15 protein-coding genes are annotated in these 16,989 nt (G+C 32.1%); 5 read left to right on the forward strand and 10 right to left on the reverse strand.

All coding sequences use genetic code 11. The features are described 5' to 3' along the window. The first annotated feature begins 31 nt into the window (after positions 1-31). Together KQI41_RS15235 and KQI41_RS15240 are read left to right on the forward strand one after the other, a co-directional pair. Complete coding sequence (locus KQI41_RS15235; protein ID WP_216585602.1) at positions 32-1,102, forward strand: uroporphyrinogen decarboxylase family protein; 1,071 nt, start codon at positions 32-34, stop codon at positions 1,100-1,102. 15 nt (positions 1,103-1,117) lie between these two features. Further along, complete coding sequence (locus tag KQI41_RS15240) at positions 1,118-2,446, forward strand: Na+/H+ antiporter NhaC family protein (protein ID WP_216585603.1); 1,329 nt, start codon at positions 1,118-1,120, stop codon at positions 2,444-2,446. 296 nt (positions 2,447-2,742) lie between these two features. Here KQI41_RS15240 and KQI41_RS15245 read toward each other — a convergent pair whose 3' ends face one another. The 5 genes from KQI41_RS15245 to KQI41_RS15265 all read right to left on the reverse strand — a co-directional run bounded on the left by KQI41_RS15245 (position 2,743) and on the right by KQI41_RS15265 (position 8,348). Further along, a complete protein-coding gene (locus KQI41_RS15245; RefSeq protein WP_154442423.1) occupies positions 2,743-3,699 on the reverse strand; it encodes an ATP-binding protein in 957 nt (318 codons plus the stop codon). Between the two features lie 136 nt (positions 3,700-3,835). Beyond that, positions 3,836-4,594, reverse strand: coding sequence for an IS21-like element helper ATPase IstB (istB, locus tag KQI41_RS15250; RefSeq protein WP_280634044.1), 759 nt, complete (start codon positions 4,592-4,594; stop codon positions 3,836-3,838). Then, positions 4,591-6,177, reverse strand: a complete 1,587-nt coding sequence (gene istA, locus KQI41_RS15255; protein WP_216554205.1) for an IS21 family transposase — start codon at positions 6,175-6,177, stop codon at positions 4,591-4,593. Before istA (KQI41_RS15255) ends, istB (KQI41_RS15250) begins: the two co-directional genes overlap by 4 nt. Before the next feature lie 157 nt (positions 6,178-6,334). Then, a complete protein-coding gene (locus KQI41_RS15260) occupies positions 6,335-7,123 on the reverse strand; it encodes a response regulator transcription factor (RefSeq protein WP_216585604.1) in 789 nt (262 codons plus the stop codon). Beyond that, on the reverse strand, positions 7,092-8,348 hold the full coding sequence (locus tag KQI41_RS15265; RefSeq protein ID WP_154443127.1) for an ABC transporter permease subunit: 1,257 nt from the start codon (positions 8,346-8,348) through the stop codon (positions 7,092-7,094). The genes KQI41_RS15260 and KQI41_RS15265 overlap by 32 nt, the downstream gene beginning before the upstream one ends. 463 nt (positions 8,349-8,811) lie before the next feature. Between KQI41_RS15265 and KQI41_RS15270 the strand changes: the two genes are divergently transcribed. After that, positions 8,812-9,944, forward strand: a protein-coding gene (locus KQI41_RS15270; protein WP_216584700.1) for an IS3 family transposase whose coding sequence is annotated in 2 segments (ribosomal slippage) — positions 8,812-9,049 and positions 9,049-9,944 — 1,134 coding nt in all. Because the reading frame shifts where the segments join, the coding sequence is not laid out codon by codon here. 154 nt (positions 9,945-10,098) lie between these two features. Here the strand turns inward: KQI41_RS15270 and KQI41_RS15275 are convergent. Beyond that, entirely contained in the window at positions 10,099-10,581 is a 483-nt protein-coding gene (locus tag KQI41_RS15275) for a hypothetical protein (RefSeq protein ID WP_154443148.1), read from the reverse strand. A gap of 267 nt (positions 10,582-10,848) precedes the next feature. Between KQI41_RS15275 and istA (KQI41_RS15280) the strand changes: the two genes are divergently transcribed. Together istA (KQI41_RS15280) and istB (KQI41_RS15285) are read left to right on the forward strand one after the other, a co-directional pair. Continuing rightward, complete coding sequence (istA, locus tag KQI41_RS15280) at positions 10,849-12,084, forward strand: IS21 family transposase (RefSeq protein WP_216584826.1); 1,236 nt, start codon at positions 10,849-10,851, stop codon at positions 12,082-12,084. After that, positions 12,077-12,865, forward strand: coding sequence for an IS21-like element helper ATPase IstB (gene istB / locus KQI41_RS15285; RefSeq protein WP_216584825.1), 789 nt, complete (start codon positions 12,077-12,079; stop codon positions 12,863-12,865). The genes istA (KQI41_RS15280) and istB (KQI41_RS15285) overlap by 8 nt, the downstream gene beginning before the upstream one ends. Before the next feature lie 37 nt (positions 12,866-12,902). On the opposite strand, the gene KQI41_RS15290 is transcribed toward istB (KQI41_RS15285), so the two are convergent. The 4 genes from KQI41_RS15290 to KQI41_RS15305 form a co-directional block, all read right to left on the reverse strand. Continuing rightward, a complete protein-coding gene (locus KQI41_RS15290) occupies positions 12,903-13,523 on the reverse strand; it encodes a hypothetical protein (protein WP_154443057.1) in 621 nt (206 codons plus the stop codon). A gap of 15 nt (positions 13,524-13,538) precedes the next feature. Next, positions 13,539-14,420 carry an ATP-binding cassette domain-containing protein gene (locus KQI41_RS15295; RefSeq protein ID WP_154443056.1) on the reverse strand — a complete coding sequence of 294 codons (882 nt, stop codon included), beginning with the start codon at positions 14,418-14,420 and terminating at the stop codon, positions 13,539-13,541. A gap of 514 nt (positions 14,421-14,934) precedes the next feature. Then, positions 14,935-15,321: a LapA family protein gene (locus tag KQI41_RS15300; protein WP_154443055.1), complete on the reverse strand. Its 387-nt coding sequence runs from the start codon at positions 15,319-15,321 to the stop codon at positions 14,935-14,937. Positions 15,322-15,563: 242 nt separating this feature from the next. Then, positions 15,564-16,664 carry a glycerol dehydrogenase gene (locus KQI41_RS15305; RefSeq protein WP_216585605.1) on the reverse strand — a complete coding sequence of 367 codons (1,101 nt, stop codon included), beginning with the start codon at positions 16,662-16,664 and terminating at the stop codon, positions 15,564-15,566. Positions 16,665-16,989 lie beyond the last annotated feature (325 nt).

Here is a 16,989-nt window from a genome sequence, read left to right on the forward strand (position 1 = left end):
TATTAAATAAAATTAAAGAAAGGAGATTCAAGTGAGAAAAGAAAAGATGACCCCAAGAGAAAGAATGGATGCCTTCGCTAAAGGGCAGGAAATCGATCGCGTAATCTGTGTGCCAGATATGGGTGCAACTATGACACCTTTCATAGGTGTAAAAACAAGTGATTACTATCATTCAGCAGAACTTATGGCAGAGTTGGAAATAGCTTTATTTGAAAGACTTCGTCATGATAGTGTAGGTATATCTACAAGTCTTAGAGGTGTAGCAGAAGCTATGGGGGCTAAAGTAGCCTATCCCGACCATAGTATTTCTTATTTAGTAGAGCCTGCTATTAAATCTATAGACGAAATAGAATCTCTTAAAATTGTAGACCCTCTAAAGGATGGAATCTTACCAATCTTGCTTAAAGCTATAAAGCTTACAAGAGATGCACTTATAGATAAAGTAGATGTTGGTGCTTCCATGTCTGGACCCTTTAGTGTTGCTGCCTCTGTAGTAGGAACAGAAAATCTGCTTAAATGGATGATTAAATACCCTGAAAGAGTTCATACACTAATGGATATAGTGGCTGAATGTAATAACAGATATATAGAAGAAGTTGCTAAGCTAGGAGTATCCATAGGATTTGCAGACCCAGTATCATCTACAAGCCTCATAAGTCCAAAACAATTTAGAGAGTTTTCCCTACCTGCTCTTCAAAAAAACATTAAAAAAATTAAAGAAAAAACAGGAAGTGCTCCAGGCATCCATATATGTGGAACAAGTAAAGAAATTTGGGAAGATGTAGTAAATGCTGGAGTTTCTAATTTCAGTATAGACAATGTGGAAAATTTAGAAGAAGCTAAAGAGATGATTGGAGATAGAGTCACTATTACAGGTAATGTTCCTCCTGTTGATGTAATCTATGCAGGAAATAGGGAAACTATTTTTAAATCAGTTAAGGAATGTGTCAGAAAAGGTTATGATTCAAAAAAAGGATATATTTTAAGTACAGGCTGTCAAATCCCAATGAATACTCCACTTGAAAATATTGAATTATTCATGGAAGCAGGGAATTATTATGGAAAATACCCAATAGATTTAGGACTATTAACAAATGATTAATTAGGAGGATTTAAAGTGGAAAAATTAAATGAAAAAAAAGGTAACGGAGTGGCTTTATTACCCTTTCTTATTTTTGTATTTGTATATTTGATTTCAGGAATTATACTACAGATTCAAGGAGTTGAAATGGCATTTTATCAATTCCCAGCTCCCGTTGCAGCAATTATAGGAATAATATTTTCTTTTATCTTAACAAAAGGTTCGTTAGATGAAAAATTTGATATATTTATCAAAGGTTGTGGAGATGATAATATAATAATCATGTGTATTATATATTTATTAGCAGGGGCTTTTTCTGCTGTTTCTAGTGCTATGGGTGGTGTTGATTCTGCTGTAAATTTAGGTCTGACTTTAATACCAGCTAAATATATTACAGTAGGAATATTTGTAATATCTGCATTTATTTCCGTTTCAACAGGAACATCAGTAGGTACTGTAGTAGCTCTAGGCCCTATTGCTGTTCAACTAGTGGAAAAGGGTGGTTTAAATCTACCTCTAGTATTAGGTGCATTAGTAGGTGGCTCTATGTTTGGAGACAATCTATCTATTATATCCGATACGACTATAGCTGCCACAAGAACTCAAGGAGTATCTATGAAAGACAAATTTAGAGCAAATTTAGGATTTGCATTGCCTGCAGCTTTAGTTACGGCTATTCTTTTATTAATCTTTGGTAAACCAGTAAATATTCCTGAAGCTCAAGAATATACTTTTAATATAATTAAAATTCTTCCATATATATTTGTTCTAGTAGCCTCCATAGCTGGAATGAATGTATTTGTAGTTTTAACTGGAGGTGTTATTATATCCGGTGCCATAGGACTAGGTTATGGAGACTTTAAAGTATTACAATTTGTACAAGAAATATATTCAGGCTTTACAGGGATGTTTGATATTTTCTTATTATCTTTATTAACGGGTGGACTAGCAAATATGGTATCTAGTGGGGGAGGACTGGATTGGCTACTATATAAAATAAATAAAAAAATAAAAGGCAGAAAATCTGCTGAATTAGGTATAAGTGCATTAGTATCCCTTACAGATATGGCTACAGCTAATAACACAGTTTCTATAATTATAAATGGACAAATAGCAAAAGAAATATCTACAGAACATAATATAGACCCAAGAAAAACAGCCTCACTTTTAGATACATTCTCATGTATAATACAAGGTATAATACCCTATGGTGCTCAATTATTAATAGCTGGAAGTTTTACCAGTGGATTAGTAAGCCCTGTACAACTAGTACCCTATATATGGTATTGTTTCGTATTGGCTATATTTGCCATAATATCCATATTGACTCCTTTTGGAAATGGATATTTAAGAAGGAATTCTTAATACTATTAAGATAACCTACATAGAAAGTATTCCCTATATAATATAAAGGGTCAATGCTTCTATGTAGGTTATTCATTTTTGAAACTATATAAATTCACTAGTTATTTTTTTGAGAAAAATACTCATTAATTAAATATCAAAATATATCTTTATACATCACATATGTTTCACTTCTCTAGACTTCGGATACGGGTAATACCATATAGACTGTCTTCTAATTTTACTGTAATATATTCTTGATTATTTAATATAGTCTTTCTTCTTAAAACACCTTCCCAAAGCTTCATCAACATTGACTAAAAAGAAACATGAATAATTAAGCTCTCTCCCGTTGACATGGCATGAATCTCAAATCCATGTGCTTCTAAAATGTCCTTTGCAATGGAAAGTCCCAGTCCCGAACCGTGAAAGACTCCTTCTTCTTCAATTCGATAAAAAGGCATAAAAATTCGTTCAGTATCTGAATCTGACATCCCTAGGTAATCGTTTTCGATTTGGATGCCATTTCCTTTTTCACTGGTACGAATTCGGATTTTTCCACCAGGCTTCGTATATTGAATAGCATTTTTCAGTATGTTCTGAAAAGCTCGAGCCAAATCTTCTTGGTAAGCTTTTAAAAAAATCTGTTCTTCCAGTTCAATTTGAAAATCTAGATTTTTCTTTTGAATTTCTGGATAAAACATTCCCTGCACCTGATAAAGAAGTTCCATACACTCTACAGACTCCCTGGGAGATGTATTCTTCTCTTGAAATTTTGCTGCATTTAATAATTGGTCAATATATTTTCGCATAACCTCAGTTTTTTCTAAAATAATACTCAAATACTTTTCTTTCTCTTGCGATGATAAGCTCTCGTCTTTTTCCGAAAGATAGTTTGCATAGCCAGAGATGGAAGTCAAAGGATTTCGAAGGTCATGAGCAAGATAGGACATAACTTGATAATAACGATGAAGATATTCTTCATTTTCCTTTGCTGCAAGCTCTTTCTCTTGAATCAGCTGTCGAACCTCTTCCTCCACTTCTTCGTATGCCTTTTCCACGTTTCCTCTTTGACCTGTTCCGATTTCACGAATCAATTCATGAATCCGAAATATTACATTATCCTGAATTTCAAGTTTCTTATACATAGCAATTCCATTTCCGAAAAAAAAACAAAATGTGAAAATTCCATAAATCAATAAAAATAAAACCGATTTTACTTTTCCCCAAAAAACTAATTTTATCCAAAACTCTCGATTATATCCTGATTCCACTCCGAAAAGTTCTGCTATAGCTTCTTTAAAGTTATGACTATAAGTAGTTCCAGTAATCAGTAGATTTATGAATGTATTTGTCAACTGAAAAGTGTACCATATAATAATCGAAAACTGTACCACTTGGTAATGTAAACTAATTGGTTTCTTCTAACCATTCCCTAGTTTCTTTAATCCTATAAGAATCACCATTCATATTTATTACATAAGATTTATGGGTTAATCTATCAATTAATGCAGCTGTCAAAACTGGGTCATTGAATATCTCATTCCATCTATCAAATGATAAATTAGTAGTTATTATTGTAGACTTTCTCTCTGCCCGGAGGGAGAGAAATGTAAAAAGTAATTCACTTCCTTCTTTGTCAAAAGAAATATATCCTAATTCATCTGCCACGATTAAATCATACTTTTCAAATCTTTTTTCAAAAGTATATAATTTCTTGTCACTTCTGGATTCTTTCAATTCATTTATTAGGGATGCTACTGTTGTAAAGTACACTTTATAGCCCGTATTGCAGGCTTCTATGCCCAGTCCTATTGAAAGATGGGTCTTACCCGTTCCTGGATTTCCTGCTAGTATTATATTCCTACCTTCCTCTATGAAATTAAGTGTTTTAAGCTCTTTAAGCCTCTTTCTACAGTCTTCTGGTAAATATTCTACCCTTAGTTCATCTAGATACTTTTTGTAGGGAAATCTAGCATTCTTAATTCTGTTTTTCTTGCCATTTTCCTTTCTCATATCATAGGCTTCTATTAAGATATCTCTTAAGAATTCTTCATAGGGTTTATCAAATTTGTATGCTTCTTCAATGCTCATCTTTAACCCTTGATTCACACCTGGAATCTTCAGTTCTGATACATATTTTTTAATTTCTTGTAATATTTCATTCAATTTTCATACCTCCCTATTGGTTTTAAGTTAAACAAATCATTTAATATTGAGATTTGCTTTAATGATGCATTTTGTATTGATATATCCTTAGTTTCTAAGGATTCTTTATCCATTGGAAGTTTGAAAATTATATTTTTAATATTATCTGTTGTTACTAATTCTTTCTTTATTTTCCTTAATTCTTCTACTGCTTTTAATACGCTGTCTAAATCTTTTTCCTTTATTAATTCCAAAAGTTCTATGAAATCTCTTGGATTACTGGTATAATATTCTTGATATGTTTCTTGAAGCTCTGGGCTAAGCTGGTGTCTACCAACACTTGCGTGTAATGCTCCAGGCTTCTTTTTTAATGTATGAATAAAATGATTTATATCTATACTCCAATAATGGGCTTGATATGACCTCTTATGTTCAGCTATCTTATTATCTTTGTAATATATTTCTATTATCTCTGGATATATTTTTACATTTACAAATTTACCTACTAGATAATCTGGTACTGAGTATTTATTTTGATCTATGGTTATTACACTATACTTATTAACCCTTGCTTCAACTCTTCTAGAGGCATCATAGGGTGGCTTTAACGGTATTAGATAAGCCATTTCTTGATTTAATATATCTAAGGGACTTTGATTTTGTAACCAGTTTCTTTTTTTAGAATTAAGTTCTAATAGTTTCTCACCAAGGTAAGTATTTGCTTCTTCTATAGACTCAAAGTCAGTTTGACTTGAAAATGCTTTTCTTCTAACATATTCAATCCCTTTTTCTACATGACCTTTTTCATTTCCTTTAGCCACATTGCAGAACCTGTATTTAAACCCATAGTAAATTGATATTTTAATTAAATCCTCTGTAGCTTCTTTCTCATTTCTTCCAACAAACCTTCTTACGGCCTGCTTTAGATTATCATAAACTAATTCTCTATGGACCCCACCCATACGATTAAAGGCCCTAACATGAATATCTAAAAAGTTTTCCATCTTCTGATTTTGGTAAAGTCTTGCATAGTGATGTGAACCACAGGCTGTAGTTAAAAGACCCATTTGAAAAGTTGTAGGCTTACCACCTATTGTAATTTTAACTTCACCCCAATCAAATTCTAGTGTTTCCCCTAAATCATATTCCTGTCTGATAAAAGCTTCCTTTTTCTCATGATTATCCCTTATGTAATTACAAACTGTAGGATAGCTAATATCAAATCCTAGTTCAATCAATTTTTCATGTATGTCAATTTTCTTCATTAATTGCTTATGTCTACCGAGTAACCGGTTTCTCTCATTTTCTTTTATTAATTCATTTATCTTTTCTATTATTTCATCTGTTAATTTAATTCTAGTCCTTTTACTAGTATCATATTTAGGTGCTGATACCATTTCTGAAACAAGATTTAAAGTATCACTATTAGTAATATTATTATCCTTAGCTAGTTCTTCTATTTCTTCACACTTAGATTCATAATTATTAATATATTTTCTTACTGTAGTTCTAGAAACCTTCATCTCTCTAGCTATTGCTCTTTGAGACATATTTTCTCTAAAATATTTCATTAGTATTTCTGCTTTCTGATCCAGCTTTATCACCTCTTGCCCCCCCTCAAAAGATATCTTCAAGGGGTATTATATTTTAAGGTGGACCAGTTTTCAATTATTATGGTGGTCTACTTTTAGATTAACATAAACAATGAAAAAAATAAAAATCGTGAGTAAAAGCAATAGCTTAATATAATCTTTAAGAATTTTATTCAATCCGATACCCCTTTCCCCACACGGTTTTTATGTATATGGGGTCTTCAAATGAGTCTTTAAGCTTCAGTCGCAAATTGGAAATATGTGTGGCCACGGAATTATATGCTTGATTGTAGTAATCTTCTCCAGTGACTTCTTTTAAAATTTGTTCCGCCGAAAACACCTCCCCTAGATTTTGAGAAAGAAGTTTCAAAATCTTGTATTCCATCGTGGTCAGGGAAACTTCTTCTTCATTTACCAACACTTTTCCCTTTTCATAGTCAATGAACAATCCACGAAAGCAAAAAATATTCTCCGTTTCCTTTTCCTTGCGATAATAAACCTCTTTTCGTCGAAGAAGGGCCTTTACTCGTTGAACCAATTCCATGGGATTAAAGGGCTTTTTAATATAATCATCACTTCCTAAGATTAAGCCTTTTAACACATCTACATCTTCCGTTTTTGCGGAAACCATAATTACAGGATAAAAATAGTCTTTGCGAAGCTCTTCCACTATTTGATAGCCGTCAATTCCTGGCATCATAATGTCTAAAATCAACAAATCCGGAGGCATTCCCTTTAATCGTTCTAATGTCTCTTCTCCGCTATAAAATGTTTCCACTTCATATCCTTCATTTTGCAAATATAATTTCATCAAATCAGCAATTTCCAAATCATCATCTATAATGACAATACGACTCATTGAATCACTCCCTATTCCCCTTTTATTTCTCATATTATCATTATATTCCCCAATTGTCGATATTTTCCTAATCCACTTCCCAGCGTTTAATTTTTCCATAGGTCACCCAAAAACAACTTACGATGAAAATTATCTGAATAAAATATGCCAACGTATAAAATGTCACAGGATGACCTAAAATCGAATAGATCTCCATGGTCGATGATTTAAAACAACTGGAAAGATAGGGTAGAAAAAATAAAAAACTTCCTTGATTATTAATCCATCTTTGTAAATTCGGAAACTCTCCCCTAAATGTTATGAAAAAATTAGAAAAAAAGAAAAATAATCCATATACTAATATCACCCATTCTTTTCGCTTGAAAATCGAAGAAAGCATTGTGGCAAAAGCAATCAGTACAAAAATATGTAATATTCGAAGCCCATATTCCACAATTCTAAGTTTTGAAATACTCCACGGTAAAAATTCAGAAGTAGATTCCAATTGTAAAGGTAGATCCCATCCATCGACTCCAAAAAATATAAGTTGAGGAAGAATAATCAATAGAAAGCTTAGAACAGCTATGACAACACCGATGAAAAAAGCAGTTTGAACTTTGGAGTGAAAGAGTTCTTTCCTTCCCTTTTTTGAGGAAAGAAGCAAAGAATCCATGCCACTTGTCCGTTCCTCAGAAAAAATACCACATACGAGTAGCCCAGAAAGAAGCAACAAATATTTGATGGAAGAATCCATCGTCATTTTAAGCACCCACCAGCCTTCACTATAACCAATTTCAAATGGAGTCTTGACCTCTTTTATAAAGGACATTAAATAATTCTTTTTTGCATCCGAATATGGAAGGGTTTCGATTTTATTTGCCATTTTCTGCTCTTGAATTGTATAAAAACTTGGAAGAGATTCCTGCTTTTCCAATAAACTAAAAATATCTGAAATTGGCTCTTCCAGCGAGTCAAATCCATCTGCCAACCCCCAAAAATAGTTTCGTCGGGAGATAAAATAAGGGTTTTTAAATAATTTTTGAAACGCCACTTCACGATCTACGTTGGAATCCTTGAAATTCAACTCTTTTTTGAGTCGTATCAAATCTCGCTGAATTACTTCATCTGTCAATATCCCCTCTGGGTAATCTATCTCATATTGGTTCTTCAAATAAGAAACTGCCTCTTTTCCAGTAATTTCTTTCCCTTTCTCATTCATTGTAGGATAAGTCGTTGTGTGTTTCCATGTAGCACGAGAAACCAAAAAAAGAAGGAGAATTGTTATTAAAATATTCCAACGGCTTCGAAATATTTTCTTAAATTCATATTTAATCATCGTTCCCATAAGATCCCTCCCATTTATATATTAAGAAAGAGTACAGCGACAAATCGTCATTTGTCGCCTCTCTCTTTTGATACTACTTATAGCTTACCATGTCGTATCACTTGATGCGGCGGACGTTCGGTTTCCCTTTCGGACTTTATCTGTTCCACAAGAACAACCACACGAATTACAAGGTAGTGGCTTATTCCCACCCCCATTTCTTGCTCCTGCATGTGCATCATAATCACTGCATACGCATCCCAAAGGTGTTACTATTCTCTTTCCTGTCGGTTTTAAAAAGTTCATCTTCTCACCTCCAAAGTAACTCCATTCTTATTAGCTTCCTGAAACTAGTTTCTCTTATCTCTAAAATGATTTTCCATTCTTTCAGAAAAAACATTTGAAAATAAGTGGTGTTAGTATAATATTGTAGACACGATTTTCCGAATACTATAAAATATAGAAAAGGAAGGAAGTGTCTAGAATGTCAAAAAGATATACAGATGAATATAAAAATACCATTGTAGAACTTTATAATTCCGGTAAAACACTTGCTGAGCTTAATAGTGAATATGGCCTACCAAGATCTACAATACTAACATGGGTAAATAAGGCAAAACCAATAGCAGTAGATGATAATAAAATAATTACTCAAGCTGATTATCAAGCCATGCTTAAGAAGATGGCTAGAATAGAAGAGGAAAATGAAATACTAAAAAAAGCCATGGCCATATTTGCAAAGAAGTAAGCTCAATATATAAGTTTATTACTGATAATAAAGATACTCATGATATAAAGCTAATGTGTAAAGTTTTAAATGTATCTAGAAGCTCATATTATAAGCATATTAATAAAAAAGAGAGCAAAAGAAACATTGAAAATAGATTTCTAGAAAAAGAAATTCTAAATATATATAAAGCTAGTAAATGTCGATATGGAGCTCCTAAAATATATGAAAAATTAAAGTCTAATAATATACCTATAAGCCTTAAAAGAACTCAAAGGCTTATGAATAAGCTAGGCATAAAATCAATAGTATGCAAGAAATTCAGACCATTTTCATCAAGAAGTAAAGTCGAGAGTAGAGAGAATATAATTAACAGGGACTTCACTACAACTGGCATTAATCAGAAATGGGTAACTGATATTACTTATATTCATACAATTAAAGATGGCTGGTGCTATCTTGCTTCTGTTATGGATCTTAACAGCAGGAAGATAGTTGGATACTCTATGTCTAAAAATATAGATACTACATTGGCTATAAAGGCTTTAGATAATGCCTATATACTTCAGAAACCCGCTGAAGGTCTAATTCTACATAGTGACTTAGGTAGTCAATATACAAGTTATGAATTTGGAGAATATGTTAAAAAGCATAAAATAACTCATTCCTTTAGTGGTAAAGGGAATCCCTATGACAATGCTTGCATAGAATCCTTTCATTCAGTATTGAAAAAAGAAGAAGTTAACTTAGTTAAATACTTTGACTTTGATGCCGCTAGACTTGCAATATTTGAATATATAGAGTCATGGTATAACAGTGAGAGAATACATAGCTCTTTGGGCTATATCACTCCTCAAGAGTGGGAAGATAAATCTAAAAATATTGCATAAAAATTGTTCGAGAAAATGTGTCTACTATATTGACATAGGTCCAAAGCTTGATTCTTGTAAACTTATTGTACCAAAAAATATTCATTCATTTATCAAGAAAAATTTAAAGAATCTTCAAGATTTCTTGAAACTTTTGAGGGAAAACCCTATGCCTTTACTTCTTCTGATCTTGTTGCTGTTGAAAGACGTAGAGAAAAAGCACAACCAATGGCAAAAGCAAGAGATAAAATCCAGGAACAAACTCATAAAAGGTCATGGGTTTCCCGAAAAAGTAATACACTTGATATCGCTCATAGCCAAAATCCATTCCGAGGCAAAAGGGAAAACTTACGACAATCCGTCCTAAGGGTCGATTTTCGCCCATTCCCATCATACTGGAATAACGAGACACAGCATAAAATCCAAGAAGTACTCCGTAGTTTACAAAAGTCCGTTTAGATAAAAGTGAAATTGCAAGAGATAAAATCACCACTGCTGTTCCTCCCAGACAAATGAGAGCAACTTGCCACACAAAAGTTTCCTTAATGGTCCAAGGATAAAGAATCAAAGTACTCATCGCTTGAATAGGTAAATCCCCCCCATCCATAGTCAAAAAGAAAAACGATCCGAAAATACCTACCCCAAGGAAAACAGTCATTACTCCCAGCATAAAAAGAAATGATGCAAAGATTCTCGCAAAAAACAGTTTATTCCTTCCATATCTGGAGGAATAAAGCACCTCATAGGAGCCTGTTTCATAGTCTTCGGAAAATAAATGCCCCACTGAAATACTGATGACAAGAACAACTATCGGAACTGTAAAGGACAATGATAAAATACAGATAAAAGGTAATCAAAAAGTACAGAGTTCTTAATCAAAGAGGGAACACTACCTAAAGAATAAAAAATAATAGGTGGTGTGAATATGAAAGGAGAACTTTGGATGGATATAAGAAATGATTATCTTAAGGGGCTATCCATTTCAGAAATATCAAGAAAATATAATATCAATTGGAGAACAGCTAAAAAGTATGCAGCAGCTATTGAGACGCCAAAATATACATTAACTAAAGATAAACCTTCTAAGTTAGATGACTTTAAACCTATGATAGATGAGTTACTAGAGGAAGCCCCATATAGTGCTGTAAGGATATTAGAAATAATAACTGATCAAGGGTTTGATGGTAAAATTGGTATAGTTAAAAACTATGTTAGAACTAAAAAGAAAGAGCTAAATACAAAAGCTACAGTCAGATTCGAAACTTTACCTGGGAAACAGGGTCAAGTTGATTGGGCTCATTTTGGAACATTCATGGATGAACTAGGAAGAGAACATAAACTGTATTGTTTTTTAATGATTTTAGGGTACTCGAGAATGCGATATATAGAATTTGTTACAGAGATGAGCACAGAAACTCTAATAAGATGTCATAATAATGCTTTTAGATATTTTAATGGATATCCAGAGCATATACTCTATGACAACATGAAGCAAGTTGTTGTAAAAAGAATGATAAAGCAAGAAGATTCTAAGTTAAATCCATTATTTGAGGACTTTGCAGGATTTTACGGAATAAAACCTATACTATGTAGGCCTTACCGAGGCCAGACTAAGGGTAAAATTGAAAGAACAGTCAGATATGTAAGGGATAACTTCTTTACTGGTATTAAATTTGTTAACCTAATAGATTTAAATAATGAAGCTCTCTCCTGGTGTGAAAAGATAAATAGAAAGGTCCACGGAACTACAAATAAAATTCCTTATGAAATGCTGCAAAAAGAAAAGTTAAATAAATTCGATCGAGAATATGTTTTAAGTATTGAAGAAAAAAGAAAAGTAGAGAAAGACTGCTTGATTTCCTTTAAGGGTAATAAATATTCTGTCCCACCAGAATATATAGGAAAAGAAGTTTCAGTATTCTCTACAGACAACTTAGTTAAAATTTATCATAATAGCTCATTAATATCAACTCATAGCACATGCTTTGATAGGAATAAACTAATAGTCTTAAAAGAGCATTATGAATCTATAGGTATAGTATCTCCAAAAAGATATGGTAAAAATACATTGATTAAAACAAATGTTAATCCCTCTTTTGATGTAGAAGATAGAGATTTATCAACATATGATGAAATTTATGAGGAGGGAAAAAGTGAGTAATGTAGCTTATGAGAGAATTAAAAATAACTTAGAAAAGCTAAAACTAACAAAAATAAATGAAATAATAGATAACTATTTGGAAATAGCCTTAAAAGAAGAAACCAATATAGTAGATATACTAGACTATCTTTTAGATCAAGAAACTAAATTTAAAGACACAAGAGCTTCAGAAATACAGGTAAATGTAGCAGGTTTTCCATATAGAAAAACCTTGGAAGACTTTGAATTTGAATTTCAACCTTCAGTTGATAAACGATTAGTTGAAGAATTATCTACATTAAGGTTTGTGCATAATGCTGAAAATGTGGTGTTCTTAGGACCACCTGGAGTTGGTAAGACCCATTTAGCTATAGGATTAGGTATCACAGCAGCTAAGAATAGGCATTTAACATATTATATTAGTTGTCAGGACTTAATATCAGAACTAAATAAGGCACACTTTGAAAACCAACTTCAAAAGAAACTCAAACATTACGCTAAGTACAAGCTATTGATAATAGATGAAATAGGGTATCTTCCTATGGATATTCAAGGGGCTAACCTATTCTTCCAACTAATAGCTAAAAGATATGAAAAGTGTTCAACTATATTTACTTCAAATAAGTCATTTTCACAGTGGGGTGAAGTATTTTCAGATAATACAATAGCGGCTGCTATTCTAGATAGAATACTTCATCACGCAACGGTAGTTAATATTAAAGGAGAATCATACAGATTAAAAGATAGAAAAGAGTATATGTCTTCTAGAAAAGAAATCACAAATACTCTTTTAAATAAATAAATTCTCTGCACTTTTTAAATGACTTTTTTATGTAGAATTAGATTGTCGTTGACAGAACAAAATAAAGAAATTTAAATGCCCAATCCCATCCTTCAAAATATCCGTACTCATAAGGACTTCGAGAGTTTTCTTCCATTTTTAATAAAAATTCGCGAGTTTTTCCTTGAAATTTGTTTTTATCCAATATCTTTTTTACTCTCTCCACCCGTCCTTCTTCAAAAGACGGTAAGGATTGGTTTTCCAAGATTTTGCTGAATTCATTGCCATAGCTCCCCCAGCCGAGATAATTTTCTTGCACCCACAAATAGTAGGATTCCCGAGGAAGATAATGAGAATAATAAACCTTCGAGGGTAGAGAAGTCTTCATATCATTACGAGAAATCTTTTTCTCCTGTTCATAGTGCTTTCTTAAAAAATCCAAATCCTCTTTCACTTTCTCGTTAGTAATCACACCATAATCAACTTCCTCTGCCCATTTTCTCTCTTGAAGCTTTGCCTCGATTCCCATTAGGATTTGCTTATCATTTACTGAACGTTCTACACTTTGAATATCTAAAAACAAAAGCAAGAGTACGAAAAAAATAACAAGGAGAATGCCGATTCGTGTAACCATAGAATATGTTATTCGTCGTAATTCCGTCTGAACCATTCGCAACATTCAAATCCACTCCTATTACTTTCTTCCATGATCAATTTCTTCTGGATTATAGAAAAGATAAAGTGCCTCCAAAACTGGAGCTTTCGGAAGTGCATCTTTAGACGGTGATTGTTCAGAAACCACTTTTGCTCGTATTTCTACCCCATCTCGATGATAGCCAATTAATTGAACATTAGATGGCAAATTTAACAATTCTTTTTCAGTTATGGGATACTCCCAAACTTTTCCTTGAATTTCCATGAGTAATTTTTCTTCTTTTCCCGAACAAATAAGTTTTCCATCTTTGATAAAAATAATTTGATCTGCAATACTTTCCACATCTGAAGTAATATGAGTAGAGAGCAAAATAATCCGATTGGAAGAAATGGAAGCAAGATAGTTCTTCAGTTTTAAACGCTGTTTCGGATCTAGCCCTGCTGTCGGTTCATCAAGAAGCAAAATCTTCGGGTCATTCAGCAAAGCTTGAATTATATTTAGACGTTGTTTCATTCCTCCAGAATAGGTGCGAATCTTTTTATTCCAAGCTTCCGTCAAATCCATGACTTCAAAAAGTTTTTTTCCCCTTTCTTCCGTTTCTTTTTTCGAAAGACCTTTTACTGCTCCAAGATAATCGATAAATTCCCAGCCCGTAAAATTCGGATAATGTCCAAAAAGTTGTGGCTGATATCCCAAAACTCCGAGATATTCTTCTCTAATCTTGTGTATTTCTTTCCCATCCCACAAAATAGTTCCTGCTGTTGGCTTTAAAAGTGTAGCAATGATTCTCATAAGTGTAGTCTTTCCAGCTCCATTTGCCCCCAGAAATCCATAAATTCCAGGGTGAAGTGTTATTGTAAATCCGTCAACTACTGATTTTTTCTTAAATTGCATAGTAACATTTTCCAAAGTTAATTCCATTTTAATCCCTCATTTCTTTTTATAATGATTCTAATATTTTAAGGTGTTCATTTTTTTGTAAGTGTTGCTGACATATCTCTTCCTCTTTTTTTGAAAAAATCATTATTTCTTCACTATCCATTTCCTCGATGCAAAATCCTTTACTATAAATATGAGTTTATTATATCCCATTTTTTTTATCTATTTATCAAAAAACTATTAAGATTTTCAAAATAACCTTGAAGTTTTCTTAATATTTCCTATTTCAAAAAACCAGCTTTATCAACCAAAGTACAGTTGTTATCATCCTAATGGAAAATAAGTAACACATACCTGATAGCCTTTAATGAACTATCAGACCTATTTTCTTAATTTTAATTACAACATTAAGAAATTCCAAACTTGATTCATAAAAATTTATAATTCTATCTGAAAAAGCTCTATATTTTGATTTGCTTTAAGCATTTCATCAAAATATAGAGCTTTTTCTTTTTATTTACTTATACTCAGTTATTTCTAATTTTAATCTTATTATTTATTGAACTTCAATGATGTCCTCATTTTCTAATATAGCTTTTTCATTATTACATTCTATTTTTTTCTCTTCTTCTATACTTGATATGGAATATTCATCTATATTTGCTTGAAGTTTATTCCTCTCTTCTGTAATTATCTCTATCTCTTTCTTTAACTGCTTTATTTTCACACCTTGTTTTATTTGTTTAATAATACCTAATAAAAGTACAATTAAAGCTCCTATAACAGCAGAACCTAAGATTACAACAGCTTGAGAAATCGTAAACTTAGTGAATAAGAAATTGATTTCAACACTCCTTGCATTTTGAATAGCAAATATTGCCACTAAAACAGAAAATAATAGCGATATTATAAATTTGAATTCCATGTTTACTTTAAGCTTCATCAAAATCTCCCCTAATCTAATACATCTCCTAGTTATAATTTATGACTATTATAATATAAATACTTTATTCCTACAAGTACTTATCTATCTATTTTGTTCTTTATAACTATGGTTTGACATTAAGTATGAAAAATATAAAGTGAGGGTATTTATATATATAGAACCTGTCCATATATTTCTATAGACAGGCTCTATTAATTTAATCACTTAAATAATTATATACATATGCAGTAATTATATTTTTAAGTATATTGTTTCTTAAAATTTTCTCCTATGACATCAGCAACTAATATTGCTGCGTATACATCTTCTGCTGTTACTTTAAATGGCATATAATGAATTGTTTCACTTTCTACACAACTTAATTTTGCTGCTTCCATTAATTTTTCCTTTGGAACATCAGACATATTCAAGTCTGCTAAGGTAGTTGGAAGACCTACTTCATTACAAAAATACAATACTTCATTTAATTCCTCCATAGAAACATTTTCTAATACTAATTGAACCAATACCCCAAAGGCAACTTTTTCCCCATGATATAAAACATGAGCTTCTTCTATAACTGTTAATCCGTTGTGAATAGCATGAGCAGCACCAAGTCCACCACTCTCAAATCCAAGACCACTTAAAAGAGTATTTGCTTCTACTATTTTTTCCACAGCCTTAGTTACAACATTTTTTTCTACAGCTAATTTTGCCTTTAATCCTTCATTTATTAAAGTATTATAGCACAAATTAGCTAAAGAAATAGCAGCATCTGTAGCAAGTCCACCGGCCATAGTAGTGGAACCTGATTGAAAACTAGCTCTAGCTTCAAATTTTGTAGCAAGAGCATCTCCCATTCCTGCAACAATTAATCTTGCAGGTGCAGACACAACTGCCTCTAAGTCAATTAGTACAACATCTGGATTTTTAGGTAAAAGCAGGTATTCATCGAATTCTCCTTCATCTGTATATAGTACAGACAATGCACTACATGGCGCATCAGTACTTGCAATAGTGGGAACTATGACTACTGGCATATTTTGATAGTAAGCAACTGCCTTTGCAGTATCATGAATTTTCCCTCCACCTATGCCTATAATAGTATCTGCACCTATTGTCTTAACTTCTTCCTCAAGTCTCTTTATCTCCCCTTTTGAGCATTCACCATTGAATTTTGCAAAATGAATATTAGTAGAATGCCCAAAACTTTCTTTCACAGTTTCTCCAAATCTTTTATAACCTGATTCACTAATTATAACAAAAAACGATTTTCCTAAATTACCTATATGATCTTTAATTCTCTTTAACTCTCCAGTACCCTGTATATATTTCCCTGGTGAAATTATGATTTTTGTCACTAACAACACTCCTTTATAATTTTTATTTGTTAGTTATCATACCCTTATTTGGTAATTAATTAACAAATCATAGATATGTTTTATATTTAGATATATCATATAGATAAGATAAAGCTACTGATATAATCTCATCCTTTATATACTTTAAGTTTAATAATTTCTATACCAATGGTTATGGTATAGAAATTATTTATTGGAGATAAAAAAGTAAATATAATAAAATTGTAATGTCTAAGTAATAGCATGAATATAAGAGTTAATATTGCCTAAAACCAATATTAGAAAAATCTTATTAAATCAATTATTATATATAAAAATCTAATCC

It is taken from the genome of Tissierella pigra (assembly GCF_018917845.1).
Taxonomy (GTDB): Bacteria; Bacillota; Clostridia; order Tissierellales; family Tissierellaceae; genus Tissierella; species Tissierella pigra.